This is a genomic window from Pseudomonas sp. A39 (assembly GCF_058145955.1).
Genome location: NZ_JBYVMD010000001.1, coordinates 122,828 through 147,361, shown reverse-complemented (window position 1 = coordinate 147,361; position 24,534 = coordinate 122,828). Strand labels below are relative to the sequence as shown.

23 protein-coding genes and 1 pseudogene are annotated in these 24,534 nt (G+C 61.3%); 15 read left to right on the top strand and 9 right to left on the bottom strand.

Annotated features, from left to right (window positions below):
* Positions 1 to 144 precede the first annotated feature (144 nt).
* Positions 145 to 1,545, top strand: a complete 1,401-nt coding sequence (locus AC3ZU9_RS00735; protein ID WP_046034178.1) for a DUF1254 domain-containing protein — start codon at positions 145 to 147, stop codon at positions 1,543 to 1,545.
* A gap of 195 nt (positions 1,546 to 1,740) precedes the next feature.
* Here AC3ZU9_RS00735 and AC3ZU9_RS00730 read toward each other — a convergent pair whose 3' ends face one another.
* Complete coding sequence (locus AC3ZU9_RS00730; protein ID WP_490090142.1) at positions 1,741 to 2,412, bottom strand: DUF3313 domain-containing protein; 672 nt, start codon at positions 2,410 to 2,412, stop codon at positions 1,741 to 1,743.
* A 143-nt stretch (positions 2,413 to 2,555) separates the two neighbouring features.
* Positions 2,556 to 3,050: a hypothetical protein gene (locus AC3ZU9_RS00725; protein WP_043205339.1), complete on the bottom strand. Its 495-nt coding sequence runs from the start codon at positions 3,048 to 3,050 to the stop codon at positions 2,556 to 2,558.
* Positions 3,051 to 3,249: 199 nt separating this feature from the next.
* Between AC3ZU9_RS00725 and ccoN the strand changes: the two genes are divergently transcribed.
* The 3 genes from ccoN to AC3ZU9_RS00710 all read left to right on the top strand — a co-directional run bounded on the left by ccoN (position 3,250) and on the right by AC3ZU9_RS00710 (position 5,671).
* On the top strand, positions 3,250 to 4,677 hold the full coding sequence (gene ccoN / locus AC3ZU9_RS00720) for a cytochrome-c oxidase, cbb3-type subunit I (RefSeq protein ID WP_490090141.1): 1,428 nt from the start codon (positions 3,250 to 3,252) through the stop codon (positions 4,675 to 4,677).
* 1 nt (position 4,678) lies between these two features.
* Positions 4,679 to 4,888, top strand: a complete 210-nt coding sequence (locus AC3ZU9_RS00715) for a cbb3-type cytochrome c oxidase subunit 3 (RefSeq protein ID WP_012724191.1) — start codon at positions 4,679 to 4,681, stop codon at positions 4,886 to 4,888.
* Positions 4,889 to 4,978: 90 nt separating this feature from the next.
* Positions 4,979 to 5,671: an aspartate/glutamate racemase family protein gene (locus tag AC3ZU9_RS00710; RefSeq protein ID WP_012724190.1), complete on the top strand. Its 693-nt coding sequence runs from the start codon at positions 4,979 to 4,981 to the stop codon at positions 5,669 to 5,671.
* On the opposite strand, the gene AC3ZU9_RS00705 is transcribed toward AC3ZU9_RS00710, so the two are convergent.
* Positions 5,668 to 6,180 carry a GNAT family N-acetyltransferase gene (locus tag AC3ZU9_RS00705; RefSeq protein WP_046034181.1) on the bottom strand — a complete coding sequence of 171 codons (513 nt, stop codon included), beginning with the start codon at positions 6,178 to 6,180 and terminating at the stop codon, positions 5,668 to 5,670. The two genes, AC3ZU9_RS00710 and AC3ZU9_RS00705, sit on opposite strands and share 4 nt — an antisense overlap.
* Before the next feature lie 238 nt (positions 6,181 to 6,418).
* Here AC3ZU9_RS00705 and AC3ZU9_RS00700 point away from each other — a divergent pair, with 238 nt between their 5' ends.
* The 4 genes from AC3ZU9_RS00700 to AC3ZU9_RS00685 all read left to right on the top strand — a co-directional run bounded on the left by AC3ZU9_RS00700 (position 6,419) and on the right by AC3ZU9_RS00685 (position 10,684).
* Positions 6,419 to 7,390 (top strand): helix-turn-helix transcriptional regulator, encoded by a 972-nt coding sequence (locus tag AC3ZU9_RS00700; RefSeq protein WP_102060481.1) that lies wholly within the window; start codon positions 6,419 to 6,421, stop codon positions 7,388 to 7,390.
* 102 nt (positions 7,391 to 7,492) lie between these two features.
* Positions 7,493 to 8,368: a transporter gene (locus tag AC3ZU9_RS00695; RefSeq protein ID WP_490090140.1), complete on the top strand. Its 876-nt coding sequence runs from the start codon at positions 7,493 to 7,495 to the stop codon at positions 8,366 to 8,368.
* Positions 8,369 to 8,390: 22 nt separating this feature from the next.
* Positions 8,391 to 9,575 (top strand): MFS transporter, encoded by a 1,185-nt coding sequence (locus AC3ZU9_RS00690; protein WP_191628123.1) that lies wholly within the window; start codon positions 8,391 to 8,393, stop codon positions 9,573 to 9,575.
* Complete coding sequence (locus AC3ZU9_RS00685) at positions 9,572 to 10,684, top strand: class II histone deacetylase (protein WP_093544535.1); 1,113 nt, start codon at positions 9,572 to 9,574, stop codon at positions 10,682 to 10,684. Before AC3ZU9_RS00690 ends, AC3ZU9_RS00685 begins: the two co-directional genes overlap by 4 nt.
* Here the strand turns inward: AC3ZU9_RS00685 and AC3ZU9_RS00680 are convergent.
* Both AC3ZU9_RS00680 and AC3ZU9_RS00675 read right to left on the bottom strand, forming a co-directional pair.
* Positions 10,681 to 11,823, bottom strand: a complete 1,143-nt coding sequence (locus AC3ZU9_RS00680; protein ID WP_490090139.1) for a glycerate kinase — start codon at positions 11,821 to 11,823, stop codon at positions 10,681 to 10,683. The genes AC3ZU9_RS00685 and AC3ZU9_RS00680 overlap by 4 nt on opposite strands.
* Before the next feature lie 91 nt (positions 11,824 to 11,914).
* Positions 11,915 to 13,021 (bottom strand): sugar diacid recognition domain-containing protein, encoded by a 1,107-nt coding sequence (locus tag AC3ZU9_RS00675; protein ID WP_046034186.1) that lies wholly within the window; start codon positions 13,019 to 13,021, stop codon positions 11,915 to 11,917.
* Between the two features lie 161 nt (positions 13,022 to 13,182).
* Between AC3ZU9_RS00675 and AC3ZU9_RS00670 the strand changes: the two genes are divergently transcribed.
* On the top strand, positions 13,183 to 14,493 hold the full coding sequence (locus AC3ZU9_RS00670) for an MFS transporter (protein WP_012724182.1): 1,311 nt from the start codon (positions 13,183 to 13,185) through the stop codon (positions 14,491 to 14,493).
* A gap of 55 nt (positions 14,494 to 14,548) precedes the next feature.
* Here AC3ZU9_RS00670 and AC3ZU9_RS00665 read toward each other — a convergent pair.
* Positions 14,549 to 15,252 (bottom strand): annotated as a pseudogene (locus AC3ZU9_RS00665) (SDR family oxidoreductase).
* 101 nt (positions 15,253 to 15,353) lie between these two features.
* On the opposite strand from AC3ZU9_RS00665, the gene AC3ZU9_RS00660 reads away from it, so the two are divergent.
* From AC3ZU9_RS00660 to rarD, 3 genes are all read left to right on the top strand, one after another.
* Positions 15,354 to 16,256 carry a LysR family transcriptional regulator gene (locus AC3ZU9_RS00660; protein ID WP_490090138.1) on the top strand — a complete coding sequence of 301 codons (903 nt, stop codon included), beginning with the start codon at positions 15,354 to 15,356 and terminating at the stop codon, positions 16,254 to 16,256.
* 79 nt (positions 16,257 to 16,335) lie between these two features.
* Complete coding sequence (locus tag AC3ZU9_RS00655) at positions 16,336 to 17,346, top strand: aldo/keto reductase (RefSeq protein ID WP_012724179.1); 1,011 nt, start codon at positions 16,336 to 16,338, stop codon at positions 17,344 to 17,346.
* A gap of 172 nt (positions 17,347 to 17,518) precedes the next feature.
* Positions 17,519 to 18,400: an EamA family transporter RarD gene (gene rarD, locus AC3ZU9_RS00650; RefSeq protein ID WP_093544667.1), complete on the top strand. Its 882-nt coding sequence runs from the start codon at positions 17,519 to 17,521 to the stop codon at positions 18,398 to 18,400.
* Positions 18,401 to 18,459: 59 nt separating this feature from the next.
* Here rarD and hppD read toward each other — a convergent pair whose 3' ends face one another.
* Positions 18,460 to 19,536 (bottom strand): 4-hydroxyphenylpyruvate dioxygenase, encoded by a 1,077-nt coding sequence (hppD, locus tag AC3ZU9_RS00645; RefSeq protein ID WP_012724177.1) that lies wholly within the window; start codon positions 19,534 to 19,536, stop codon positions 18,460 to 18,462.
* Positions 19,537 to 19,780: 244 nt separating this feature from the next.
* Entirely contained in the window at positions 19,781 to 20,704 is a 924-nt protein-coding gene (locus AC3ZU9_RS00640) for a DMT family transporter (protein ID WP_122811495.1), read from the bottom strand.
* A 77-nt stretch (positions 20,705 to 20,781) separates the two neighbouring features.
* Between AC3ZU9_RS00640 and AC3ZU9_RS00635 the strand changes: the two genes are divergently transcribed.
* The 3 genes from AC3ZU9_RS00635 (at position 20,782) to AC3ZU9_RS00625 (ending at position 23,853) form a co-directional block, all read left to right on the top strand.
* Positions 20,782 to 21,651, top strand: a complete 870-nt coding sequence (locus AC3ZU9_RS00635) for a LysR family transcriptional regulator (RefSeq protein ID WP_490090137.1) — start codon at positions 20,782 to 20,784, stop codon at positions 21,649 to 21,651.
* A gap of 96 nt (positions 21,652 to 21,747) precedes the next feature.
* The gene (locus AC3ZU9_RS00630) at positions 21,748 to 23,289 is read left to right on the top strand and encodes an EAL domain-containing protein (protein ID WP_490090219.1); all 1,542 of its coding nucleotides are present in this window, start codon (positions 21,748 to 21,750) and stop codon (positions 23,287 to 23,289) included.
* A 198-nt stretch (positions 23,290 to 23,487) separates the two neighbouring features.
* On the top strand, positions 23,488 to 23,853 hold the full coding sequence (locus AC3ZU9_RS00625; protein WP_012724173.1) for a histone-like nucleoid-structuring protein, MvaT/MvaU family: 366 nt from the start codon (positions 23,488 to 23,490) through the stop codon (positions 23,851 to 23,853).
* 123 nt (positions 23,854 to 23,976) lie between these two features.
* Here the strand turns inward: AC3ZU9_RS00625 and AC3ZU9_RS00620 are convergent, their stop codons facing one another.
* Positions 23,977 to 24,513: a DUF4946 domain-containing protein gene (locus AC3ZU9_RS00620; RefSeq protein ID WP_460953594.1), complete on the bottom strand. Its 537-nt coding sequence runs from the start codon at positions 24,511 to 24,513 to the stop codon at positions 23,977 to 23,979.
* Positions 24,514 to 24,534 lie beyond the last annotated feature (21 nt).

Below are 24,534 nucleotides of genomic sequence, written 5' to 3'. Positions count from 1 at the left end.
GTGTGCGCCGTCCCGCCAGGGCAACGATTTGCGCACAGATGGCGCTTGTTTGCAGGGATTAACGTGACGTTCGGCCAATAAACCGGTTAACTCGGCGGTTTAATCCCATGCCCTCAAAAAAGATCTCTGGAAGGACGCAACAACATGATTGGAAAACCGACGCGCCTGCTGTTGGCGAGCCTCTCGATATTCATGAGTACCGGCGCCTGGGCCGACTTCACCGCAACGCCCAGCGAAGCGCGGGCCATTGCCAAGGAAGCCTACCTGTATGGCTTCCCGGTGGTGGAGATGTACAAGACGCTCTACACCCAAGCCGTTGACAAGGGCGGTGCCAATTTCAAGGCGCCGATCAACCGTATCGGCCACTCCGCCCAGGTATTTACGCCCAAGGACACCGGGGTCGTCACACCGAACCCGGACACGCCCTACTCCTTCGTGTGGATGGACCTGCGCAGCGAACCGCTCGTACTGACCCTGCCCAAAATCGAAGACGACCGTTACTACTCGGTGCAGTTGATCGACCTTTACACGCAGAACTTTGCCTACCTGGGCACTCGCAGTACCGGTAATAACGGCGGCCACTACATGATCGCCGGCCCGGACTGGAAGGGCCAGCAACCGGTGGATGTGGACCGCGTGATCTACAGCGAAAGCAATATCGCCTACGCCCTGTACCGCACGCAGCTGTTTGATGAAAAAGACCTGAACAAGGTCAAGCAGATCCAGAGTGGCTACAAAGTGCAGTCGCTGAGCAGCTATGTGAAGCTCGCCGCACCGGCCAAGGCGCCGAAAATCGAATGGCCGAAGCCGACGGCAACCATGAGCGACAGCCCACAATTGTTCCGCTACCTGAACTTCATGCTGGCGTTCGCCGCGCCCCAGGACAGTGAAAAAGACCTGCTGGCACGCTTTGCCAAGATCGGTGTCGCGCCAGGTGCACCGTTCAAGGTCAACCAGCTGACCGCCGAACAGCGTAAGGCCCTCGAAGACGGCATCGCTGATGGCAAGGCCGAGTTTGCCGCGTTCAAGAAAGACAAACTGGACACGCAACAAATCCCCAGCGGGGAGCTGTTCGGTAGCCGCGACCACCTTAAAAACAACTACCTGTACCGCTATGCGGGTGCCGACACGGAGCTTTTCGGCAACTCCACCGACGAGGCGGCCTACTTGAGCTACGTCGTCGACAGCGAGGGCAAACCGGCCAACGGCGCACGCCATAGCTACACCGTGCACTTCGCCAAAGACCAGTTACCGCCAGCCGACGCGTTCTGGTCGCTGACCATGTATGACGCCAAGACCAAGCTGCTGGTGCCCAACCACAAGAAACGCTACCTGATCAACTCGCGGATGCTCTCCAGCCTCAAGCGCGACGCGGATGGCGGCCTGACCCTGGCGCTGCAGCACCACGAGCCGCCAAAAGCGGAACAGAGCAACTGGTTGCCGGCCCCGCCGGGCCCGTTCTATGCGGTGCTGCGCATTTACCTGCCCAAGCCTGAGGTCGGTAGCGGTCAATGGAAGCTGCCTCCCCTGACCCCGCTCAAGTAACACCCATGCGTGGCGAGGGAGCTTGCTCCCGCTGGGTCGCGAAGCGGCCCCAGCTCTTTGTTTTAAAAGACGGGGACTGCTGCGCAGTCCAGCGGGAGCAAGCTCCCTCGCCACGGGTTACTTTTCGCTCTTGCTGCTTCTTAACTGACTGGCATTAGGGCATGTCCCTGCGATACAAAGCCAATCCCTGCGGATTTAGAGGCGTTTGAGCTTGAGGTACGACTGATGCAAGTCGGACGCCCAACCATCAATCACGCCTTTTACATCGTCAGCTTTCATCACCTGCGAGTCATTGGACAATGGCTTGCCGGTGCCTTTGCGCACCACTTGGGCAAGTACCTTGCCACTTGAGCCGTCGAGAAACTGCGCCTCGGTGCCCAGGGTGGTTTCCTGATCACGGATGCCGGTGCCGGTACTCACCGCCGCAGCAACCAGAGCCACGGGGATGAATTCATAGGGCTTGAGGCCTTCGGTCTTGCTGCTGACGGCGGTGATCGCCGCACGTACCACCATCACACCGGGGCCAGGACCATTGGCCAGGGGCAGGGATTTTTCCAGCTCCCGCCTAAGCGCCTGGCTGTAGTAGGCGTTGATACCGTTGAGGGTACTGTCGGGGATTTTCGCGGTCGCCTGCGGTTTGGGATAGAACTGGGTCGGTTCGATGTACACCGCGGTGTAGCGGCTCAGGTCCAGTTTGGGGTCGACCCAGCGCATCACTTCGGCACCCGAAGGGGATTTGGCTTCCTTGAGCTGGCTGTAGTCCGAGAGGAAGCCGGAATACTCATCCGGTTGAGTGACCTTGCTGGCACAGCCTGCCATCGCGATTGACGCAACGCACAGCGTGCTGATCAGTAGCCTTAGTTTCATCATTGAACTCCCTGGCAGTCATCATCGAAATGTTGAGCTGTAGGTATAGCCAATCCTGAAAAATTAGCGTTATTGCACGAGTCGGTTTGACCGGCCGGCGATGCTCCAGCAGCCCAGCGGTCGTGGCGACCCCGCGCTGACACTCAGCCGCGTTCGCGTGGAATCAGGCTTTGCAACTGCGAGGCCAGGAAGTTGGCGTCGAAGCCAAAGGTGTCGGGGTCTTTCAGGCCATTGGTTTTCTTCCATAGCCAGTCGTTCTTGTCCGCGGGCAGCACCAAGGAAACGCTGCCGTGCCGCGCAGCGGTCAAGCCCATGACGGACACGGAGATCAAGCCACCCACTCCCATCACATCGGGCACGAACTCGACCGGCTTGCCGGTGATCTGTACGGTCAGTTTTTCGGTCTTGAAGGTCGATGTCTCCACCGGCACGCTCGGGCCGCTGGCAACGTAGGCCTCGCGATGCACCTCCAGCAGTCCCACGGTCTTTACCGGTTCCAGCCACTGCTCGATCTGCCCGAACAGCTCTGCGAGCTTTTGCGCCCAGCGGGCCGATTGCACATCGAATTGCTGTTTCTTGTGCGCTTCGCTATCGGCGTAGTGACGAAGCATCTCGCCCAGTTGCTGTACATCGTCCATTGCGGATTTCCTTGGGTGGGCCAGGTAACTAGCGTCGATCATGGCAGATGCAGCCACTGGCCGTACGATTAACGGCTTTTTGGTAATGAGCCCGGCGGCTCCAAGCAAGCTGATCCGCCGTAATGAGGTATTTCTGAGTCTGTTTTGTTTTGCCCACACTTCCTAAAGTGCCGCCACTTGGAACCGTGGGAGGACAAGCATGAGCACCGCAACCATCGGGCAGGCCTATAACTATAAAGTCGTGCGTCAATTTGTAATCGCCACCCTCGTCTGGGGCGTGGTCGGCATGGCGATGGGCGTGTGGATCGCCTCGCAACTGGTCTGGCCGGAAATGAACCTGGATCTGCCCTGGACCACCTTTGGCCGGTTACGGCCCTTGCACACCAGCCTGGTGATCTTCGGCTTTGCCGGCAGCGCACAGTTTGCCGCCAGCTATTACGCGGTGCAGCGCACCTGCCAGGTTCGGCTATTTTCCGACCGCCTCGCTGCGTTTACGTTTTGGGGCTGGCAGTCGGTGATCGTGATCATGCTGATCAGCTTGCCGCTGGGCTATACCACCACCAAGGAATACGCCGAGATCGAATTCTCCGGCGCGGTGTGGATGGCGGTGGTGTGGGTGGCCTATGCGGTGGTGTTCTTTACCACGGTGGTGCGGCGCAAAACCCAGCACATCTACGTGGGCAACTGGTTTTTCGGCGCGTTTATCCTGGTGATCGCCATGCTGCACGTGGTCAACCACCTGGCAATCCCGGTGGACTGGTTCAAGTCGTACCCGGTGTATTCCGGGGCCACCGATGCCATGGTGCAGTGGTGGTATGGGCATAACGCGGTAGGGTTTTTCCTGACGACCGGCTTTCTGGGGATGATGTATTACTTCGTGCCCAAACAAGTCGGCCGACCGGTGTATTCGTATCGCTTGTCCATTGTGCATTTCTGGGCGTTGATCACCCTGTATATCTGGGCCGGCCCGCACCATTTGCACTACACCGCGCTGCCGGACTGGGCGCAGTCACTGGGCATGGCAATGTCGCTGATCCTGCTGGCGCCGAGCTGGGGCGGGATGATCAACGGCATGATGACGTTGTCCGGAGGCTGGCATCAGTTGCGCACCGATCCGATCCTGCGTTTTCTGGTGCTGTCGCTGGCGTTCTACGGTATGTCGACATTTGAAGGCCCGATGATGGCGATCAAGACCGTCAACGCCCTCTCCCACTACACCGACTGGACCATTGGCCACGTCCACGCCGGGGCGTTGGGCTGGGTGGCGATGATCACCTTTGGCTCGCTGTACCACATGATCCCCAAGGTATTCGGGCGCGAGCAGATGCACAGCGTGCCGCTGATCAACCTGCACTTTTGGCTGGCGACCATCGGCACCGTGCTGTACATCGCCTCGATGTGGGTCAACGGCATAACCCAGGGCCTGATGTGGCGGGCAGTCAACGATGACGGCACCCTCACCTACTCGTTTGTCGAAGCCTTGCAGGCCAGTCATCCGGGGTTCGTGGTGCGTTTTGCCGGGGGCGTGTTCTTTCTGACCGGGATGGTGCTGATGGCCTACAACACGTGGCGCACGGTGCGTGTCGCCGACCTGAGCATGGCTCAACTTGACGCGCGGATTGCCTGATATGGGCGGCTTACTGATGGTGGTGTGCCTGTATGGCGCGGTGGAATACTGCTTGCGCGGTCAGTCTGAGCAGAGCCTGGACGACGCCAGCCTGATACCTTTTGCCGATGACCCGCAAGTGGCGCGGCGCGTAGAGCGGGCGACCGGCAAGCAGATCAACGCCGTGGCACCGGAAGAGGCCAAGCCGGGCTGGATCAACCTCGACCTGTAGAACTGCACCGGTCATTTCGCCGGCAACTGCGTATGACTAATCCGCGGCTGATGCGTAAGGTGAAGCGACTTTCCTTGCCAGGAGCACCGCATGCGCACCATCGGCCTTATCGGCGGCATGAGCTGGGAGTCCAGCGCCGAGTACTACCGCATCATCAACCAACGCGTGCGCGACCAACTCGGCCCGCTGCGTTCGGCGCAACTGCTGATGTACAGCGTAGATTTCGGCCCAGTGGAGCAGGCTCAACACGCCGGCCGCTGGGACGATACCGCGCTGATCCTCGAAGATGCCGCGCGCCGCCTGCAGGCCGGCGGTGCGGAGTGCGTGGTGCTGTGTACCAACACCATGCACCTCGTGGCGCCGCGTATTGAAGCGGCCGTCTCGATTCCGTTCCTGCATATCGCCGACGCAGCCGGCGCGGCGGCCGTGGACGCCGGCACGCTCACAGTCGGCCTGCTCGGCACCGCGTTCACCATGGAGCAGGATTTCCTCATATCCCGCCTGGCGGCCCAAGGCCTGACCGTGCTGGTGCCCGAGGCGGACGCACGCCAGGCGGTGCACCGGATCATCTATGAAGAATTGTGCGTCGGGGTGATCAGCGACACATCACGCCAGGTCTACCAACGGGTGATCGAGTCCCTGGCCGCACGCGGTGCCCAGGCGATCATCCTCGGCTGCACGGAAATCAGCCTGCTGATCAAACCCGAACACAGCCGCCTGCCGCTGCTGGATACCACCGAGCTGCATGCGCAGGCTGCGGTGGCGTTCGCCTTGCAGGATTAAGCCGACGTGCGCAGGCGCGCCATGCTCACGGTGTCGACAAACCGACCGTCACGCAGGGCGTAATCGCGCAACACGCCTTCAACTTCAAAGCCGAATTTGCGGTACAGCGCCTGCGCCGCTTCGTTGTCGGCGTACACCGTGAGTTCCACCCGGCGCAGGTTCATCCAGTTGTCGGCCACGTCCAGCGCTGCCGTCAACAACCGCGAGCCGACGCCCTTGCCCTGCCACGCCGTCGCCACGCCCATGCCGAACGAGCCGACGTGGGCCTGGCGCACACGCAGGTACTGCTCCAGGCCAAGCTGGCCAATTACCTCGCCGCCGTGCACCGCCACCAGTTGTAGCCGCCGCTCGTTGTCCATCACCAAGCGCTTGCGCCACGCCTCGACCGACTGGAAAGGCATCTGCAGCACCTGACGGCACACGGCCGGTTCGTTATAGAGCGCGGCGACCCCCTCAAGGTGGGCCTCGGTAAAGCGCTGGATCACGATATGAGGTTCAGGCGTGTGCATTGTGTTTCATCCTTTGAAAGACAAGTGACCGGCCAGTGTAGGGGGAAAACCGGAAGGGGGAAAAGCGCCGTGGCACCTCCCGAAAGATCCCACACACCCATCGGCCGCATCCTGCATCTGAACGATAGCGATCGTACTCGGCTGCACCGATACTTGGCCCAGGCCCTGCCACGTCATTTCACCGTACCGGCCTTCACCCTGTGACCAGAACAATAAAAAGTCGCACAGAGGAACACTCATGAGCCGTCCTGACCCTTCGGGCCTGTTGCAGGCCTTCAGCACCCTGATCCTGGATCTGCAGCGATTGGCCCAACACCAGGACATCGAGCACTTCCAGCACCACGCGTTGGCGCGCGTCAGTCAGTTGTTGCACTTCGACAGTGCCTGGTGGGGCCGCGCGGCGCTGATCGGGGATTTGCCGGAAGAACACAGCAGCTGCCTGTACCACTTGCCGCCGGCTTACTTGACCGACTGGCAGTCCGTCCGTCATCTGGATGTGACCGTCGGGCGCGTGCATGCTCAGCCCGGCGAGGCGGTGATCATCGATATGTCGGACCCGGCGAGCGGCACTGGCTTGAACTGGCTGGCCGACCGGTACGGCATCGGCGAACTGTTGTGTGTCATCCACATTGACCCGCAAACCAGCCTCAGCGATCACCTGACCCTGTATCGAAAGCCCGGAGCGCAACGGTTCGCCGAACAAGACTGCCAGCTGCTCAACCACCTGATGCTGCACTTGGTGGCAGCGGTCTCGGCCAACCAGATCCGCACGCTGGTGGCCACCCGCGAAACCCTGATCAGCCCGCGCAACCTGGCCTTGGCGGTGTGCGGCCCGCACGGCGTGTTGCAGTGCGCCGAACGCGGCTTTATAGACGTGCTGCTCAGCGAATGGCCGCAATGGAGTGGTCCAACCTTGCCGGTGCCACTGGATGAGCGTGGCCATGAGGGCAAGCACATCCATATCCAGGTGTCCGCGGTGGGCGACCAGTTCCTGTTGGCCGCGCGCGTCAACCGAGCCCTGCCCCAGCTCAGCCCACGGGAGAATGCTGTAGCCCAAGGCTTCGGCGAGGGCAAGACCTACAAGGAAGTCGCCCGCGACCTGGGGCTCTCGCCCAATACCGTGCGCCATCACTTGCGCACGATCTACAGCAAGCTCGGGGTCAGAGACAAAGCACGCATTGCGCACTTGGTGCACGCCCCACCTGAATAATCCCGCGTTTTTTTAGTTTCTTTGCGCTGCCCGTTTTGGCGGCCACGGGCGGCTTTTGCCCAACTTTCAGTCCCTGCCCTCACCCATAAGAGACACCTTGCCATGACTCAACCCACCCTGCGCACCTTGCCTTTACTGCTCGGCGGCACCTTACTGTGCCTCGACAGCCAGGCTGCCGACCTCAATGCCCGGGATTTCTTCAGTGCACCGCCCGGCACCCAACTCGGTGTGCTGTACCTGCCGGCCACCCGCGCCGGGGACTTTCACGGCCCGGCCGACACCACCGGCAAGGCCGAACTCAAGGTCAATGCCGTCGCTTACCGGCAGGTGTTTTTCACCGATGCCTGCGGCACGCTCTGTACCCCGCAGTTCATTGTGCCGTTTGCCGATATCGATGCTCGCCTGCCGGGCGCGACCCGGCACACCGGAGAAAGCGGGTTCGGCGATCCACAGGTCGGCGGCACGCTGTTTTTCATCAATGACCCGGCGTCCCGCACCTACAGCGGCCTGCTGAGCCTGATCACCGTGCCGGTGGGCGAATACCACCGCAACAACCCCGACGTCTCGCCCGGCGGCAATCGCTGGGGCGCGACCTTTGTCTACAACTACACCCAGGGCATCGGCGAAAAATGGGTGCTGGAAGCCAACCTCGAAACCCAGCTGTACGCCACCAATGACGACTACTTTGGCAGCGAACTCAAGCAAGACCCGCTGTATCGCCTGCAAGCGTTTGCCTCCTACGACTTCAGCCCTGCCACCTACGGCGCATTTCGCCTGATCCAGGCCGAGGGTGGCGCGCTGCGCATCAACCGTCAGCGAATCGACGACACCCGCAAGCGCTACACCCAGCTGGGGTTCGAGGTCGGGCATTGGCTGGATCAGCAGAACCAAGTGACGTTCAGCCTTTCGCAAAACGTCGCGGCATCCAACGGCTATGCCGGCACCGAGGCCTTGCTGCGCCTGGTCCACGTGTTCTGAACCCCCTTTCCGGAGCCTGACCATGCACACTCATTCCCACGCAACACAGGATCGGCCTCGCCCAGCGTCCGTTTCCTGGAACCTGCTCGCGGCCATCGTGCTGTTTGCCGCGATCACCCCGACCATCCTGATGACCGCGCCCGCCGTGGCCGCGCAGTTGGGCGCCCAGTGGCAACTGAGCCCCTCGCAGATCGGCGACTTGTTTTCGGTGGAGCTGGGCGCAATGAGCCTGGCGACCCTGCCCGCCCTGTGGTGGCTAAGGCGCGTGAACTGGCGGTTGGCGGCCCTGGCCGCTGCCGGGTTGTTTATCGCCGCCAACCTGCTGTCGATGCTCGCCGACAGCTACACCCACCTGCTGACCCTGCGCTTCGCCAGTGCCTTGGCGGGCGGCTCATTGATGATTATCTGCCTGGCCAGTGCGGCCACCACCGCCAACCCCAGCCGCGTCTACGGGTTGTGGGTGATGGGGCAACTGGTCGTGGGCGCCATCGGCCTGGCGGTATTGCCCGGTTTGTTCGAGCGCTATGGATTGGGTGCCTGCTACCTGATCCTCGCCGGCCTGATGACCCTGTTGTTACCCCTTGCGCGCAGTTTTCCCAACGCCGCCCCGGCGCCACAAACAGCCGAAACCGCGCGGGTGCCCGGCTCGCGATGGCACGCCGCGCTGGGCGTCGGTGCGGTGCTGGCCTTTTACATCAGCCTTGGCGGGGTCTGGACGTTTATCGGCGCCCTGGGCGCCCGTGTCGGGATATCGCCGCAAGACAGCGGTGAGTTGCTGGCCGTTGCGACGGTCATGGGGATCGCCGGCGCCGCCTGTGCGTCGCTGATCGGCCCACGCCTGTCGCGCCTGCGATTGTTGCTGGTGGGCTATGCCCTGATGGCCGCCGCCGTGTTGCTTCTGCTGGGCCAACCGACGCTGATGCGCTTCGCCCTGGCGGCGCTGCTGTTCAAGTTCACCTGGACCTTCATCCTGCCGCTGATCCTCGCGTGCCTCGCCGACCTCGATCACAGCGGCAAGCTGATGAATGCCTCGAACCTGGTGATCGGCGGCGGCCTGGCCATCGGCCCGGCGATCGCCGGCCGGCTGATCGAGGTCAGCGGCAGCTTTACGGCGCTGTTGATCGGCGGCGCCGTGATCACCTTGTTGTCGCTGGCGATGATCCTCGCCAGCCGTCCTAAACCCGTCGTTGAAATGGAGCCTGTATGAACCGAACCACCGCGTTTTTCTTTGATGAAATGAGCCTTTGGCACAGCGCCAGCGCCCATGCATTGACCTTGCCCGTGGGTGGCTGGGTGCAGCCACCGGCCGGCAGCGGGCATGCCGAGTCCCCCGAAACCAAACGGCGCATGAAAAGCCTGCTGGATGTGTCTGGGTTAAGCCATCACCTGGACATCCACAACGCTGCGGTCGCCAGCGAAACCGACTTGTTGCGCGTCCATGGCCGCGAATACCTGCAGCGCTTCAAGGCGCTGAGTGATGCCGGTGGTGGCGAGCTTGGGCCGCAGGCGCCGATAGGCCCGGGCAGCTACGAGATTGCCCGGCTCTCCGCCGGCCTGACCATGGCCGCCGTCGACACCGTGCTCAAGGGCCTCGCGGATAACGCTTATTCGCTGTCTCGCCCACCTGGCCATCACTGCCTGGCGGACAGCGCCATGGGCTTCTGTTTCCTGGCCAACATCGCCATCGCCATCGAAGCCGCCAAGGCCCGCAGCGGACTGGGCAAGGTCGCCGTGATCGATTGGGACGTACACCATGGCAACGGCACGCAAGCGATTTTTGAGGCGCGGGCGGATGTCTTGACGATCTCGTTGCATCAGGACGGTTGTTATCCGCCGGGCTACAGCGGTGAACAGGATCGTGGTCGCGGCGCCGGGCGGGGAGCGAACATCAATATTCCCTTGCCGCCGGGATGCGGCCACGACGCTTACTTGCATGCGATGACGCGCATCGTGGTACCGGCGCTGGAGCGCTTCCAGCCGGAACTGATCATCGTCGCCTGCGGCTTTGACGCCAACGCCGTCGACCCACTCGCGCGGATGTTGCTGCACAGCGAGTCGTTTCGCCTGATGACCCGTTGCGTGCGCCAGGCTGCCGAACGCCTGTGCCAGGGGCGCCTGGTGCTGGTGCATGAAGGCGGCTACAGCGAAGCCTATGTGCCGTTTTGCGGCTTGGCGACACTGGAGGAATTGTCCGGTGTGCGCACAGCCGTGGAAGACCCGATGCTGGCACTGGTCGAGCTGCAGCAGCCCAAGGCGGCGCTGCTGGAGTTTCAGAAGCGGTGGGTTGATCAGTTGGCAGCGGGCTTGATTGATTAGCGGGTGCGCACCGCCAATCGCCACACCCGCGCAATATCCGACGCCCGCTCACGCAGCAGGCGCGGCGCCTCGCTGCACGCTTGCTCAAGGCTCATCGGCCCCGAAGGCAAGGCGAAAGCGGCATCCACGCCATGGGCATACATCTGCTCATAGCCCTCGCCCAGCGTGCCGGCAATCACAATGACCGGCACGTTGTGCTGCCGGGCGATACGTGCCACGCCGAACGGGGTTTTGCCGCGCAGGGTCTGGGCGTCGAAACGGCCTTCGCCGGTGATCACCAGGTCGGCGCCACGCACAGCTTCATCCAGGCCGACCAATTCGGCGACCACGTCTACACCGGCACGAAACTGCGCGCCCAGGAACGCCTTGGCGGCAAAGCCCAAGCCGCCGGCGGCGCCGCTGCCGGGTTCGTCGCGCACGTCGTTGGGCAGCACGCGGGCGCAGTGATCGGCAAAGTGACCAAGGGCGGCGTCCAACTGTTGCACTTGCTCGGGATTGGCGCCCTTCTGCGGGCCGAAAATCGCCGACGCGCCGTGGGGCCCGCACAGCGGATTGTTGACGTCCGCAGCGATTTCGAAGCGGACCTGCGCCAGGCGCGGGTCCAGCTGTTCAAGGCTGATATGCGCCAGGCGCGACAGGGCCAGGCCGCCGGGTGGCAGCCGTTGCGCCTGTGCATCGAACAGTTGCACGCCCAGCGCCTGCATCGCGCCCGCGCCACCGTCGTTGGTGGCACTGCCGCCAATCGCCAGGATGATGCGTTGGGCGCCGGCATCCAGGGCTGCGCGGATCAGTTCGCCGGTGCCGTAAGTGGTGGTGACACAGGCATCGCGCTGTTCCGGAGGCAGCAGTTGCAGGCCGCTGGCCTCGGCCATTTCGATGATGGCGGTGTGGCTGTCAGCCAACCAGCCCCAACGTGCTTGAACCGCTGCGCCGAGCGGGCCGCGCACGCTGTGGTGACGTAACTGGCCGTGACACGCCGCCAGCACCGAATCCACCGTGCCTTCACCGCCATCCGCCATTGGACACTGGACCAACTGTGCATCCGGCCAGACCTGCGCCAGCCCGTCAGCAATGGCCTGGGCGACGCCTTCAGCACTCAGGCTGTCCTTGAACGAGTCGGGGGCGATGATGATTTTCATGGGCTTTCTCCGGTTTTTATAACGCCCATGCTGCCAGTTGGCACGGCCGCTGACGCCGGTCCGGTGCACAAGTGCGGATGCGCTTTGTTGTTCATTCCGACAAAGCCTGGGGCAGCAACTGCACGCCGAGGTACAGCGCAAGCATGCCGTCCAGGGTCAACGGGTCGACACCGCTGAGTTCGGCAATGCGCTCCATGCGGTAACGCAGGCTGTTGCGGTGAATGCCCAGCGCATCGGCGCAGGCCTGGCTTTGCCCGTCGTGTTCGCACCAACTGCGCAACGTGGCCTGCAGTTGGCCATTGCTGTCTTTGGCCAGCACTTTACGCAGGGGGTTGAGCAGTTCGTCGAGGGCATCGTCGTTGCGATGGCGCCAGAGCATCACGGGCAGGCGATAGCGGTTGAGGGTCAGCAGCCGTGACTGCGGCAGCACATCGCGGCCATAGGCAAGCAAATCACCGACGCGTCGATAGCAACGGCGCAGACCCGCCAACCCATCCGCCTGCCCGCCAACGGCGACGCGCAGGATATGCCAGCCGAGGCCTTCAAGCTTTTCCAGCAGCCGTGGGTTGTCGACCTGTATCGCGGCCGGACGGCACCACAACAATGAATATTGCGCCGAGCTGACGCACCAGCTGTCCGGGTAACGCGAGGTCAACCAGGCACTCAAGGCTTCCGCCGATTGCCCCGCGCCCAGTTCGAACAGGTACGGTGTACGCGCCATCTGCGGCTTGAGCCCCAGTTGTTGAGCTTCGTCCACCAGGCGCGGTGAGTCGCCGGTATCGGCCAGCAGCAAGGCCAGCAGATCGTCACAGCGTTGGCGCCGCCATTGTTGCTCGGCCTGCTGGTGGCGATGGCTCACCAGCATTTCGGCGGTCATGCGCACCAGCTCGGCGTAGGTGCGCAGGCCTTCCGGCTCACCGGTGATGCCGAGCACGCCGATCAGGCGGCCGTCATGCAGCAGCGGCAGGTTGATGCCCGGTTGCACGCCTTTGAGGTGCTTGGCGGTCTGGCCGTCGATTTCCACCACGCGGCCATTGGCGAGCACCAGTTGTGCGCCTTCATGGCGAGTGTTGATACGTTCGGGCTCGCCGCTGCCGAGGATCAGGCCCTGGCTGTCCATGACGTTGACGTTATGGGGCAGGATCGCCATGGTTCGATCGACGATATCCTGTGCCAGGTCATGATCCAGCTCGAACATGGGGCTAATTTCCTAGAAAACGATGGTTGTTCATAGGCACAACGCAATAGCGGCTTCACTGTGCGCACGCACAAAGACAGCGGCCTGCCAGGTGGCCGAGACTCAGTGGGCGATCAACGTTAACCTCGCATCGCAAAAAATCATAATAAAGAGAGACTCCCATGTCACAGAGCGCCGCCGTCACACTGGCCACCGATGACGATAAAAACGCCATCTACAAGCGCGTTACCCTGCGCTTGATCCCCTTCATTTTCATCTGCTATCTGTTCAATTACCTCGACCGGGTAAACGTTGGCTTTGCCAAATTGCAGATGCTCGATGCGTTGAAATTCAGCGAAACCGTGTACGGCCTCGGCGCCGGGATCTTCTTTATCGGCTACGTGTTGTGCGGTGTGCCGAGCAACCTGGCGCTGACCAAGTTCGGTCCACGGCGCTGGATTGCATTGATGATGATCGTCTGGGGCACGCTGTCGACCTGCCTGCTGTTCGTCACCACACCGACCCACTTCTACACCCTGCGCCTGTTTACCGGTGCCGCCGAAGCCGGCTTCTTCCCTGGCGTGGTGCTGTACCTCTCGCAGTGGTTCCCGACCTTCCGCCGTGGGCGGATCATGGCGCTGTTCATGTCGGCCATTCCGGTTTCCGGCCTGCTGGGCAGCCCGTTCTCCGGCTGGATCCTCAACCACTTCGCGGCGGGCCAAGGCGGCCTGGCCGGTTGGCAGTGGATGTTCCTGCTGCAAGGTATCCCGACCGTGATTTTGGGCGCCCTCGCCTACTTCCTGCTCAGCGACAGCTTTGCCCACGCCAAATGGCTCAAGCCGCACGAGCGCGCAGTGCTGGAAGCCGACCAGGCGACCGACCTGGCCAACAAGCCGAAAACCACGACCGATTCGCTGGCCGAAGTGTTCAAGAACCCAGCGATCTGGGCGTTCGGCCTGATCTACTTCTGCATCCAGAGCGGCGTGTACGCGATCAACTTCTGGCTGCCGTCGATCATCAAGAACCTGGGCTTCAGCGATAACCTGGTGATCGGCTGGCTCAGTGCGATCCCTTACCTGCTGGCGGCGGTGTTCATGTTGCTGGTGGGTCGCTCCGCGGACTTGCGCAAGGAGCGTCGCTGGCACTTGGTGGTGCCGATGTTGATGGGCGCCATTGGCTTGGTGATCGCGGTGAACTTCGCGACGACGCCGGCCATTGCGATCCTCGGCCTGACCATCGCCACCATGGGTGCGCTGACCGGCCTGCCGATGTTCTGGCCGGTGCCCACCGCGATGCTCAGTGCCGGCGCGGCGGCGGGTGGCCTGGCGCTGATCAACTCCATGGGCCAGATGGCCGGCTTCCTCAGCCCGTACATCGTGGGCTTTGTGAAAGATGCCACCGGATCAACGGATGTGGCGCTGTACCTGCTCGCGGCGGTGATCGTGGCGGGTAGTGTGCTGGCGTTGCGGATGACGCGTACCCTGAAGGTCTAACGCAGTCAACTGTGGGGAGTGGTGTGACCGCCCCCCCGCAGTGTATGTTCGGTGTTTACAGCAGGCCGCCGCCGTCGATGTCGATCACGGCGCCGGTCATGAAGCCATTCTCCATGGCCAGCACATACCCCGCCGCGACCTCCTCCGCCTGCCCCACGCGCCCGACCGGCAACGCACCGCCGGCCTTGGCAAACATCGCCAGGCGCTGTTCTTCAGCCAACCCCGCATACGCCGGTGTGTCAATCACGCCTGGACTGATCACGTTGACCCGGCGCGGTGCCAGCTCCTTGGCCAGTTGCTTGCCCAGTGCTTCAGTCGCGGCGTTAATGCCGGTCTTGATGAACTGGCCCGGTGCCAATTTACGTCCCAGTTGCCCCGAGGTCAGGCTGATGCTGCCGTGTTCGTCAAGAAAAGGCAGTGCCCGCTGAATCGCTCGCAGCGAACCCAGAGTTTTACGTTGAAATTTTCCTGGGCCTCGGCCAGGTCGGTCTCAAGCAAGGTCTTGGCGCGTACCGTCGGCCCCGAGGTGTAGACCAGGTGGTCAAAACGTCCCACGGTCTCGAAAAGGCGTTGCAGGGAGGCTGCATCGGTGACGTCCACCGGTTCGCTGCGCAGGCCGTTTTCGTTGCCGGAGACCAAGCGCCGACCGGCCAATACCACGTGTGCACCCCGCGCAGCGGCAGCCTGGGCCACGGCGGCGCCGATGCCGCTGCTGCCGCCGATCACGATGACGGTTTTGCCGTTGAGGGAAGAAGTCATGGGGAAAATTCCTGCTTGAAAAAATGAGCGTTCATCTTCCCAGCTTGGCAATCAGCGAAAAATCCCGGTAAAACGACAAGATCTTTAAAGGATTTTTACAAATGAGCTCAACCCTCGACCTTGAAGTCTTCGTGCGCACCGCCGACACCGGCAGCTTGTCCGCCGCCGCGCGCGGGCTTGGCTTGACCCCGGCCGCCGCCAGCATCGCCCTCAAACGCCTGGAAATGCGCCTGGGCATCCGCCTGTTGGCGCGCTCCACGCGCAGCATGCGCCTCACCGAGGAAGGTCGGCGCTACCTCGAAAGCGTGCGGGTAGCGCTGGAGGCGCTCTCGGAAGGCGAACAGGCGATCAAGCAGCAGGGCCAGAGTCTCAGTGGTTTACTGCAACTGGCGGCGCCTTCGGATTTCGGGCGCAATGTGCTGCTGGGCTGGCTGGACGAGTTCAAGCTCGAACACCCCAACATCCGTCTGCAATTGCTGCTCAACGACAGCAATGCCGACCTGTTCCGCGACACCGTCGACATTGCCCTGCGCTTTGGTGTGCCCAGGGACTCCAGCCTGGTAGCACTGCCGGTGGTGCCTGGGCACCACCGCATCCCCTGCGCCAGCCCGGACTACCTGGCGCGCCATGGCACGCCCCGAACACCTGCCGATCTGGCGCAACACAACGCACTGCGCTACATGCGTCAGGGCCGGGCCAACAGCACGTGGTATTTTCGCCAGGGCACGGCGCTGCAGGAGGTTGAGGTGACGGGCGATTACTTGAGCGATGACGGCGAAATCGTGCGGCGCTGGGCGCTGGCCGGCCACGGCATCGCCTACAAAGCCAACCTGGATATTGCCCGTGACATCCAGGCCGGTCGGCTGGTGCCCTTGCTACCTGATTGGCAGGGCGAACCGACGCCGTTCAACCTGATGTGCCCCCACCGCCTGCAAGTATCGGAACGGGTGAAAGTGTTGCATCGCTTTTTACAGGGGCGCTGTCAGGCGTTGCTGAGCGCGTGAAGAAACGCGTGCGGGGCTTGTCCCAGAGCCTTGGAGTCTGGTATTGCATGGCGTACGTTTCGGCCAAGAGGAGCTATCCATGATCTACCGCACATTGGGCCAGTCCGGGTTGAAGGTCAGTGCCTTGACCCTGGGCACCATGATGTTTGGCAAACAGACCAGCACCGAGGACTCGCTGCGCATCATCGACAAGGCCTGGGACCAGGGCATCAATTTTATCGACACGGCGGACGTCTACACCGGCGGCCGCTCCGAGGAAATCGTCGGCGAAGCGATCGCCCGTCACCGCGAGGATTGGGTGGTGGCGTCCAAGGTTGCCATCGGCCCCACCGACGGGTTGCCCAACCGTAGCGGCCTGAGCCGCAAGCGTATCTTCAATGCGTTGGAAGCCAGCCTGAGCCGCCTCGACACAGACTACCTCGACATTTACTACCTGCACCGTGAAGACCACACGACCCCGCTGGAGGTGACGGTGTCGGCAATCGGCGACCTGATCCGCCAGGGCAAGATCCGCTACTGGGGCCTGTCCAACTATCGCGGCTGGCGCATTGCCGAAGTGATCCGCGTGGCCGAGCGCCTGGGCGTGGACAAACCGGTGATCAGCCAGCCGCTGTACAACATCGTCAACCGTCAGGCTGAGGTCGAGCAGATCACCGCCGCAGTCGCCTACGGCTTGGGTGTAGTGCCTTACAGCCCATTGGCGCGTGGCGTGCTCAGCGGTAAATACGCCCCGGATGTAGCGCCCGAAGCCGGCAGCCGTGCGGCGCGCCAGGACAAACGCATCCTGGAAACCGAATGGCGCGTGGAATCGCTGCGCATCGCCCAGCAGATCCAGCAATACACCCAAGGCCGTGGCGTGGGGATTGTGGAGTTTGCCATTGCTTGGGTGTTGAACAGTTCGGCGGTCAGTTCGGCGATTGTCGGGCCGCGCACCGAGGAGCAGTGGGACGCCTACCTTGGCGCGTTGGACGTGAAGATCACGGCGCAGGATGAAGCGTTCATCGACTCGCTGGTGACGCCGGGGCATTCCTCCACGCCCGGGTTCAATGATGTGGAGCACTTCGTCTCGGGCCGCGTGGCGCGCGGTTAATCTGCAAGCCCCCTGTGGCTCACAGGCCACAGGGCGGATCCCAACGAATCCACGGCGAGAAATTTTCCTGAAAAACGCCCCAAAACAGCGCAACCCTCTCACGCTAAAAGCACCATAATCCCCTCCTGCAATCCCCCTCTTTTTTGTACCCATGGTTTTTCGCGAGGACAGTGTGTCTAAAGGTGTTGTGTTATCGGTCTCGGCCTCGGCGTTGTTCGCTGTGATGTATTACTTCACATCATTGCTCACCCCCTTGAGCGGCCTGGAAATTTTCGGCTGGCGCATGCTGCTCACCGTGCCGTGCATGACGGTCTTCATGATCGTCAGCGGCGAATGGCGGCGGGTGTGGGAGCTGGTACGGATGTTAGCCGGCAAGCCCCGTCTGATCGCGGGTGTGCTGCTGTCTTCAGCGTTGCTCGGCGTGCAGCTGTGGCTGTTTATGTGGGCGCCGCTGAATGGGCGCAGCCTGGATGTGTCGGTGGGGTACTTCCTGTTACCGCTGACCATGGTGCTGACTGGGCGCCTGGTATGGGGCGAGCAGCTGTCGTATTTACAGCGGGTCGCGGTGTTTTTTGCAGGCCTCGGCGTGCTCAACGAGCTGTACCAGGCCGGCGGTTTCTCCTGGGCAACACTGGTGGTGATCATCGGTTACCCGCTCTATTTCATCGTGCGCAAATACCTCAAGACCGACCACTTGGGCGGTCTCTGGCTGGATATGGCGCTCATGCTGCCAGTGGCCTGGTGGTTTGTGCAGAGCGGCGAGCAAGGCTTTGCGGTGATGGATACGCACCCGAAGCTGTATGCGTTGATTCCTATGCTGGGCCTGATCAGTGCGTCGGCGCTGGTGAGCTATATCATTGCCAGCCGTTTGCTGGCATTCAGCCTGTTCGGGCTGCTCAGCTATGTGGAGCCGGTGCTGTTGCTGGGCGTCGCACTGATCTTGGGTGAAGGGATCAAGGGCGGCGAGTGGTTGACCTACATCCCGATCTGGCTGGCGGTGATGGTGCTGGTGTTTGAAGGGTTCAAGCATTTGGTGCGTCAGCGTAGAGCCTGATGCACAGGCAATAAAAAGCCCGGCCGAGACATCTCTCGGCCGGGCTTTTTTACGCTTGCTTAGTCGGTGGCCAATACACCACGACGCACCTGGTCGCGCTCGATGGACTCGAACAGCGCCTTGAAGTTGCCTTCGCCAAAGCCATCGTCGCCTTTGCGCTGGATGAACTCGAAGAACACCGGGCCCATCAGGGTTTCCGAGAAGATCTGCAGCAGCAGGCGCTTGTCGCCCGCAACGGACGAGCCATCCAGCAGGATGCCGCGCGCTTGCAGTTGATCCACCGGCTCGCCGTGGTTCGGTAAGCGGCCTTCAAGCATTTCGTAGTAGGTGTCCGGCGGGGCTGTCATGAAGCGCATGCCGATCTTCTTCAACGCGTCCCAGGTCTTGACCAGGTCGTCAGAGAGGAAGGCCACGTGCTGGATACCTTCACCGTTGAACTGCATCAGGAACTCTTCGATCTGCCCGGCGCCCTTGGACGACTCTTCGTTCAGCGGGATGCGGATCATGCCGTCCGGCGCACTCATGGCCTTGGAGGTCAGGCCGGTGTACTCGCCCTTGATATCGAAATAGCGCGCTTCACGGAAGTTGAACAGCTTCTCGTAGAAGTTGGCCCAGTAGGCCATGCGCCCGCGATAGACGTTGTGGGTCAGGTGGTCGATGACCTTCAGGCCTGCGCCTTGCGGGTTGCGCTCCACGCCTTCGAGGTAGACGAAGTCGATGTCGTAGATCGAGCTGCCTTCGCCGAAACGGTCGATCAAGTACAGCGGCGCACCACCGATGCCCTTGATCGCCGGCAGGTTCAGTTCCATCGGGCCGGTTTCGATGTGGATCGGTTGGGCGCCAAGCTCGAGGGCACGGTTGTAGGCTTTTTGCGAATCCTTGACGCGGAAGGCCATGCCGCACACCGACGGGCCGTGCTCGGCCGCAAAGTAGGAGGCGATGCTGTTGGGCTCGTTGTTAAGGATCAGGTTGATCTCGCCCTGGCGGTACAGGTGCACATTCTTGGAGCGGTGGGTCGCGACCTTGGAGAAGCCCATGATCTCGAAGATCGGCTCCAGGGTGCCCGGCGTCGGCGACGCGAATTCGATAAATTCAAAGCCCATCAGGCCCATTGGGTTTTCGTATAGATCTGCCATGATTTGGCGCCTCATCATTCTTGTAGTGACGGATTCAATTGCCAGCAAGGATGAGGTGCACAGGCGGCGCACAGGAGAGGCCTCGCACGCTGCGGGCGAGGAAGTCACCAAAGATGAGGGGGGAGCCGAGTAGCTTCATGGTGTCATCGGTCTCTGACGGCTTAGGCTTGCGTGAGCGCAAGTCCATATTCTTGTATGCGTAAATCGATTCTACACAGCGTAACAGTGTTTGTCCGTACTCTTATCAAATCCCCATTGCCTTGGCCTGCGCAAGGGGTTTGTTGCACAGGTAGATGCCCAGCAGGATCAACGCACCGCCGATCAGCATTGGCGCGGTCAACTGTTCGCCCAGCAGCAAGGCGCCAAAGATCACGGCCGTGAGTGGGTTAAGCGCGATGAATACCCCGGAGCGGGTCGCGCCGATACGTCGGATGCCATCGTAGTAGCCGATATAGGCCAGCGCCGACCCCAGCACACCCAGGTACAACAGGCTCATGACCTGCGAAAAATGCAGTTGGCCAATGGCCTCGACGCTAAAACGGCCCGTGATCAGCGAGGTCACGGTGAGCATCAGGGTGCCCAACAGGATTGACCAGGTGACCGTCTGCAGCGGCCCGAGGCTCTGGTTCAGTTCGCGGGAAAACAACGAGTAGATGCCCCACCCCACCACGCAACCAAAGATCAGCAGATCGCCCCGCCAGTTGCCGGCCCCTTCGCCCAGCAACTGCGGGTTGCGGCTGATGATGACCACGGCGGCGCCCGCCAGGCATAAGGCAATGCCCATGACCTTGATGCCGTTCAGGCGCTCCTTGAATAACCACCAGGACGCCAAGCCAATCACCGCCGGGTTCAGGGCCACGATCAATGAGGCGCGTGACGCGTTGGTGTACTGCAACCCGTAGAAGAAACACAGGTTGTAGAAAAAGATGCCGAAAAAACCCAGCACCAGCAGTTGTGCGGCCTGCCGCGGGTTTGGGCGTGCCAAGGGAATACGTGCGCCCCCCATGAACACCAACAATGCCAGGCTGGCCAGGCAAAAGCGCAGGCTAGCGGCCAGCAGAGGGTCAACTGCCTCACTCAGGTAGCGACCGGCGACGAAGGTACCGCCCCAGATCATGGTGACAGCGGCCAACTTGAAGTAAGTGATGCGATCCGAGGTTGAATACACGGGCGGTGGCTCTAATGGCTTGAGGGTTAGCCCATTGTTCTGGTAATACAGAGTCATCGTAAAATGAGCTTTCACTCATGACCCTGACTCAACTTGAAATATTCTCCCTGGTGGCCGAGCTGCAAGGTTTTACCAGCGCCGCCCACCGCCTGGGCATCAGCCAATCGGCGGTGTCCCATGCGATCAAGGGGCTGGAGGAGGAACTGGGCGTGGCCTTGTTCAGGCGGCACCAGGCCCAGGTGGAACTCAGTGATATCGGCGCGCAGTTGCTGGGACGCGCCCGCGCGATGCTGGGGTTGGCCAATACACTGCAACAAGAGGCCGCGGACGCTCGGGGCATGAAACGCGGGACGTTGCGCATCGGCTCCTTCGGACCGACGTCCTCGACCTACCTGCTGCCGAAGATCCTCAACCGGTTTCGCCTGGAGTATCCCGGCATCGAAGTGCATGTGGACGAAGGGCCGGACAGGCAAGTCATGCAATGGCTCGACGAACGCCGGATTGATATCGGCTTTGTGGTACTGGAACAGGAACGTTTCGACACCTTCGCGCTGTTCGAGGACCAGATGGTAGCGCTGCTGCCGGCCGACCATAAGCTGGCGGCCCTCGAGCAGGTCAGCCTAAAGGAATTGTGCAACGACCCCTTTGCGCTGACTGAGGCCGGCTCGTCTGAATTGGTGCTGCGGCTGTTCAACGAGGCGCGGCTGACCCCTAACGTGCGTTTTCGCTGCTCGCAGTTGCTAAGCACCCTGGAAACCGTGGGTCGCGGGGATGCCGTGAGCGTGGTGGCACAGTCATCGTTGCCGATTTGGCGCGATCAACGCTATGTACAGCGCGCGCTGTCACCGCGTGTGCCGCGCCGGGTGGGCCTGGCCGTGCTGGACCGGCGGCACGCCTCCCCTGCAGCCCTCGCCTTCATTCGCATTGCCCAAGCTTTGGCGTGGTAGTGGCAGCTACTGGCTAAACGCTAGGTACCGCGAGCTTATTTTGGCCTGGACCTCTATCATCAATTGAATCTGATCCTGCAACAGGCCGTTCACTTCATGCCCCTCACCGTCAACGGCCCGCGAAAACGCGCCACTCGCAACGTGATTACCGCGCTCAGTGCGCTGCTGCCGATTGCACTCGGGGTGGTCATTCTGCATTGGCAAGCCGAACGCACCCTGCAACAAAGCACCGCCCAGACGGCGCAGGAAGCCGTGCGCCAATTCGACCTGATGCTCGACAACACCGCCCTCGCCGCCCAGGCCTTGCTGCCATTGGCGGGACGACCCTGTGATGAGGGTGCGCAGTTGGCGCTGCGCGAACAGGTCACGCGCCGGCCGTTCGTGCGGGCGACCACTTTGTCCTGGCAAAAAAATATCTACTGCAGTTCGCTGTTCGGCGGCACCTATGCGTCGCCGGTCAACCCGGATGACTATGTGGATGGCCGCTTATGGCTGATGAATGGCAACCCGGTGACGCCGGACACGGCACTGCTGGTCTACCGGCTGGTCGACGGGGACAAGGCCGCATTTGCTTCGATTGATGGTTACCACCTGACCAACGCGCTGCGCCTGATCAGCCGTTACGCCGACCTGGTGCTGCAGGTTGGCCCGAATTGGCTGGGGGCGGATGGAAAGGTGCACGACACGCAGGTGCCCGTATTCGCCGTGGCCCATCATCGCCTGGCGTCCGAGCGGTTTCACTACAGTGTCGACGCGGGCATGCCGGCCGGCGAAGTTTGGCGGTATATGCAGGCCCGATACCCGGCACTGTTCAGCCTGGTGGTGTTCTTTGGCGGGCTGGCGGGCGTGTTGGCCCATTGGCTGCAAAAGCGCTCTTCGGCGCCGACCCATGAACTGCAACGGGCGTTGGGTGCCGATGAATTCATTCCGTATTTCCAACCGGTTGTACGCGGTGATACCCGTGAGTGGGCCGGTTGCGAAGTATTGATGCGCTGGCAACACCCTAAAGAAGGCCTGGTACGCCCCGACCTGTTTATCCCCCTGGCCGAACATTCGGGCCTGATCGTCCCCATGACTCGCGCCCTATTGCGTCAGACCGCCGCACAACTGGCGCCCCACGCGGCGCGGTTCCGCCCTGGATTCCATATCGGCGTGAACATCACCGCGCGCCACTGCCAGGACTTGGCACTGGTGGATGACTGTCGTGAGTTCCTCGCCGCGTTTCCTGTAGGCCAGGTGACACTGGTGCTGGAGTTGACCGAACGCGAGCTGATCGAACCCACCGACATCACCCGTCGCTTGTTCGATGCGTTGCATCAACTGGGCGTGATGATTGCCATTGATGACTTCGGCACCGGGCATTCCAGCCTCGGTTACTTGCGTAATTTCAATGTGGACTATTTGAAGATCGACCAGAGTTTTGTCGCCATGATCGGCGCAGATGCACTATCAGGGCATATTCTTGACAGCATCATAGAACTGTCCGGGAAGCTCGACTTGGGTATCGTCGCCGAAGGTGTGGAAACCGCTGAACAGTGTGAATACCTGGCGGCCCAGGGCGTGGATTTCCTGCAGGGCTACCTGTTCGGGAAGCCATTACCCTGCAATGAATTTATTAAATCCCTGGTCGGCCATTGAATAGCCATGCACTACCGGTGTTGAAATAATCTTATTTAGACAAAAGACATGATTTACTCGTAGCGGATTAACTACTACAATTTTTCCTGCCTGTGCAGAACTCGCGGGACGACTTCTTTCTTGAGTCGCCTTAAAGCGCTTGGCTTATAGCTTTGTCTGCAGTTGATATCAGCCAAATACACTATTGGAGTACAGATTTTGTCCAGACTCGCCGAATTTCGCGCAGCAGAAAAAGCCCTTCAAGAACAGCTTGCCCAGCTGGAATCCCTGAAGAACGACGCCGGCCTGAAGAAAGAAATCGAATTCGAAGAAAAGCTTCAAGCCCTGATGAAGACCTATGGCAAAGGCCTGCGCGACATCATTTCCATCCTTGATCCAAACCCGGGCAAGTCCAGTGCTGCTGCCGTTGCCGCACCAAAACAGCGCCGCGCTCGCGTGGTCAAGGTTTACCAGAACCCGCACACTGGTGAACTGATCGAAACCAAAGGTGGCAACCATCGCGGCCTCAAGGCCTGGAAAGAACAGTACGGCGCCGCCACTGTAGACTCCTGGCTTCGCGGCTGATTGCACTGCACTAACAAAGAGCCCCGCCTAGGCGGGGCTTTTTCATTTCTTTTTCATTTCAATGGTTCGAAACCGAACTTAAATAACGTTTCATCATGTTCAGAACCCACGGGCATTACATACTTAAAGTTTCAGGCTATCGCGCACCGAACTGACTTCGTCCTTGCTGGCGTCGTACGCTTGCGCCTGCCCGGCGTATGAAAAAACATAGGCGTTATCGGTATCGACCGCACCCACCAATGTTTGTGAAAGCACGTGACGGCCGTTTTCGGTAATCACACAAGTAGTTTCCAGTGCTTCAAGGCGACTCAAGGTTGTAGGGTGCATCTTGCTGCACACACTTTGATAACCCCCCTGGGCAAAATCTTTCTGGATGGACTTGCGCATCTCCAGCAATACACCTGGGAGATTAACCTTATGGCCCGGCTCAATGGGCGTGCCGGTCAATTCGATGACCATCAAGGTCGCGCCATTTTCATCATTCTTGATCGCGCGCTGCCGGGACACGGGCCGTGGTGTGGCCGGCGCCTCTCCATCCGCCACGACTTCTTCGACTTGCCAGCCGCTGGGCCAATGAATTTCAGGGTCGGCGGCCATGACGAAGGGGCTGGCCAACAGCAAACACACAGCACTCAACAGCGGTTTACGAGGTTCGATCATGACAAAAAACACCCAAGGTTC

What these genes read in the sequence shown, in the direction of transcription:
- AC3ZU9_RS00735 (WP_046034178.1), top strand. Translation starts at nt 145, where the DNA reads ATGATTGGAAAACCGACGCGCCTGCTGTTGGCGAGCCTCTCGATATTC.
- AC3ZU9_RS00730 (WP_490090142.1), bottom strand. Translation starts at nt 2,412, where the DNA reads ATGAAACTAAGGCTACTGATCAGCACGCTGTGCGTTGCGTCAATCGCG.
- AC3ZU9_RS00725 (WP_043205339.1), bottom strand. Translation starts at nt 3,050, where the DNA reads ATGGACGATGTACAGCAACTGGGCGAGATGCTTCGTCACTACGCCGAT.
- ccoN (WP_490090141.1), top strand. Translation starts at nt 3,250, where the DNA reads ATGAGCACCGCAACCATCGGGCAGGCCTATAACTATAAAGTCGTGCGT.
- AC3ZU9_RS00715 (WP_012724191.1), top strand. Translation starts at nt 4,679, where the DNA reads ATGGGCGGCTTACTGATGGTGGTGTGCCTGTATGGCGCGGTGGAATAC.
- AC3ZU9_RS00710 (WP_012724190.1), top strand. Translation starts at nt 4,979, where the DNA reads ATGCGCACCATCGGCCTTATCGGCGGCATGAGCTGGGAGTCCAGCGCC.
- AC3ZU9_RS00705 (WP_046034181.1), bottom strand. Translation starts at nt 6,180, where the DNA reads ATGCACACGCCTGAACCTCATATCGTGATCCAGCGCTTTACCGAGGCC.
- AC3ZU9_RS00700 (WP_102060481.1), top strand. Translation starts at nt 6,419, where the DNA reads ATGAGCCGTCCTGACCCTTCGGGCCTGTTGCAGGCCTTCAGCACCCTG.
- AC3ZU9_RS00695 (WP_490090140.1), top strand. Translation starts at nt 7,493, where the DNA reads ATGACTCAACCCACCCTGCGCACCTTGCCTTTACTGCTCGGCGGCACC.
- AC3ZU9_RS00690 (WP_191628123.1), top strand. Translation starts at nt 8,391, where the DNA reads ATGCACACTCATTCCCACGCAACACAGGATCGGCCTCGCCCAGCGTCC.
- AC3ZU9_RS00685 (WP_093544535.1), top strand. Translation starts at nt 9,572, where the DNA reads ATGAACCGAACCACCGCGTTTTTCTTTGATGAAATGAGCCTTTGGCAC.
- AC3ZU9_RS00680 (WP_490090139.1), bottom strand. Translation starts at nt 11,823, where the DNA reads ATGAAAATCATCATCGCCCCCGACTCGTTCAAGGACAGCCTGAGTGCT.
- AC3ZU9_RS00675 (WP_046034186.1), bottom strand. Translation starts at nt 13,021, where the DNA reads ATGTTCGAGCTGGATCATGACCTGGCACAGGATATCGTCGATCGAACC.
- AC3ZU9_RS00670 (WP_012724182.1), top strand. Translation starts at nt 13,183, where the DNA reads ATGTCACAGAGCGCCGCCGTCACACTGGCCACCGATGACGATAAAAAC.
- AC3ZU9_RS00660 (WP_490090138.1), top strand. Translation starts at nt 15,354, where the DNA reads ATGAGCTCAACCCTCGACCTTGAAGTCTTCGTGCGCACCGCCGACACC.
- AC3ZU9_RS00655 (WP_012724179.1), top strand. Translation starts at nt 16,336, where the DNA reads ATGATCTACCGCACATTGGGCCAGTCCGGGTTGAAGGTCAGTGCCTTG.
- hppD (WP_012724177.1), bottom strand. Translation starts at nt 19,536, where the DNA reads ATGGCAGATCTATACGAAAACCCAATGGGCCTGATGGGCTTTGAATTT.
- AC3ZU9_RS00635 (WP_490090137.1), top strand. Translation starts at nt 20,782, where the DNA reads ATGACCCTGACTCAACTTGAAATATTCTCCCTGGTGGCCGAGCTGCAA.
- AC3ZU9_RS00630 (WP_490090219.1), top strand. Translation starts at nt 21,748, where the DNA reads ATGCCCCTCACCGTCAACGGCCCGCGAAAACGCGCCACTCGCAACGTG.
- AC3ZU9_RS00620 (WP_460953594.1), bottom strand. Translation starts at nt 24,513, where the DNA reads ATGATCGAACCTCGTAAACCGCTGTTGAGTGCTGTGTGTTTGCTGTTG.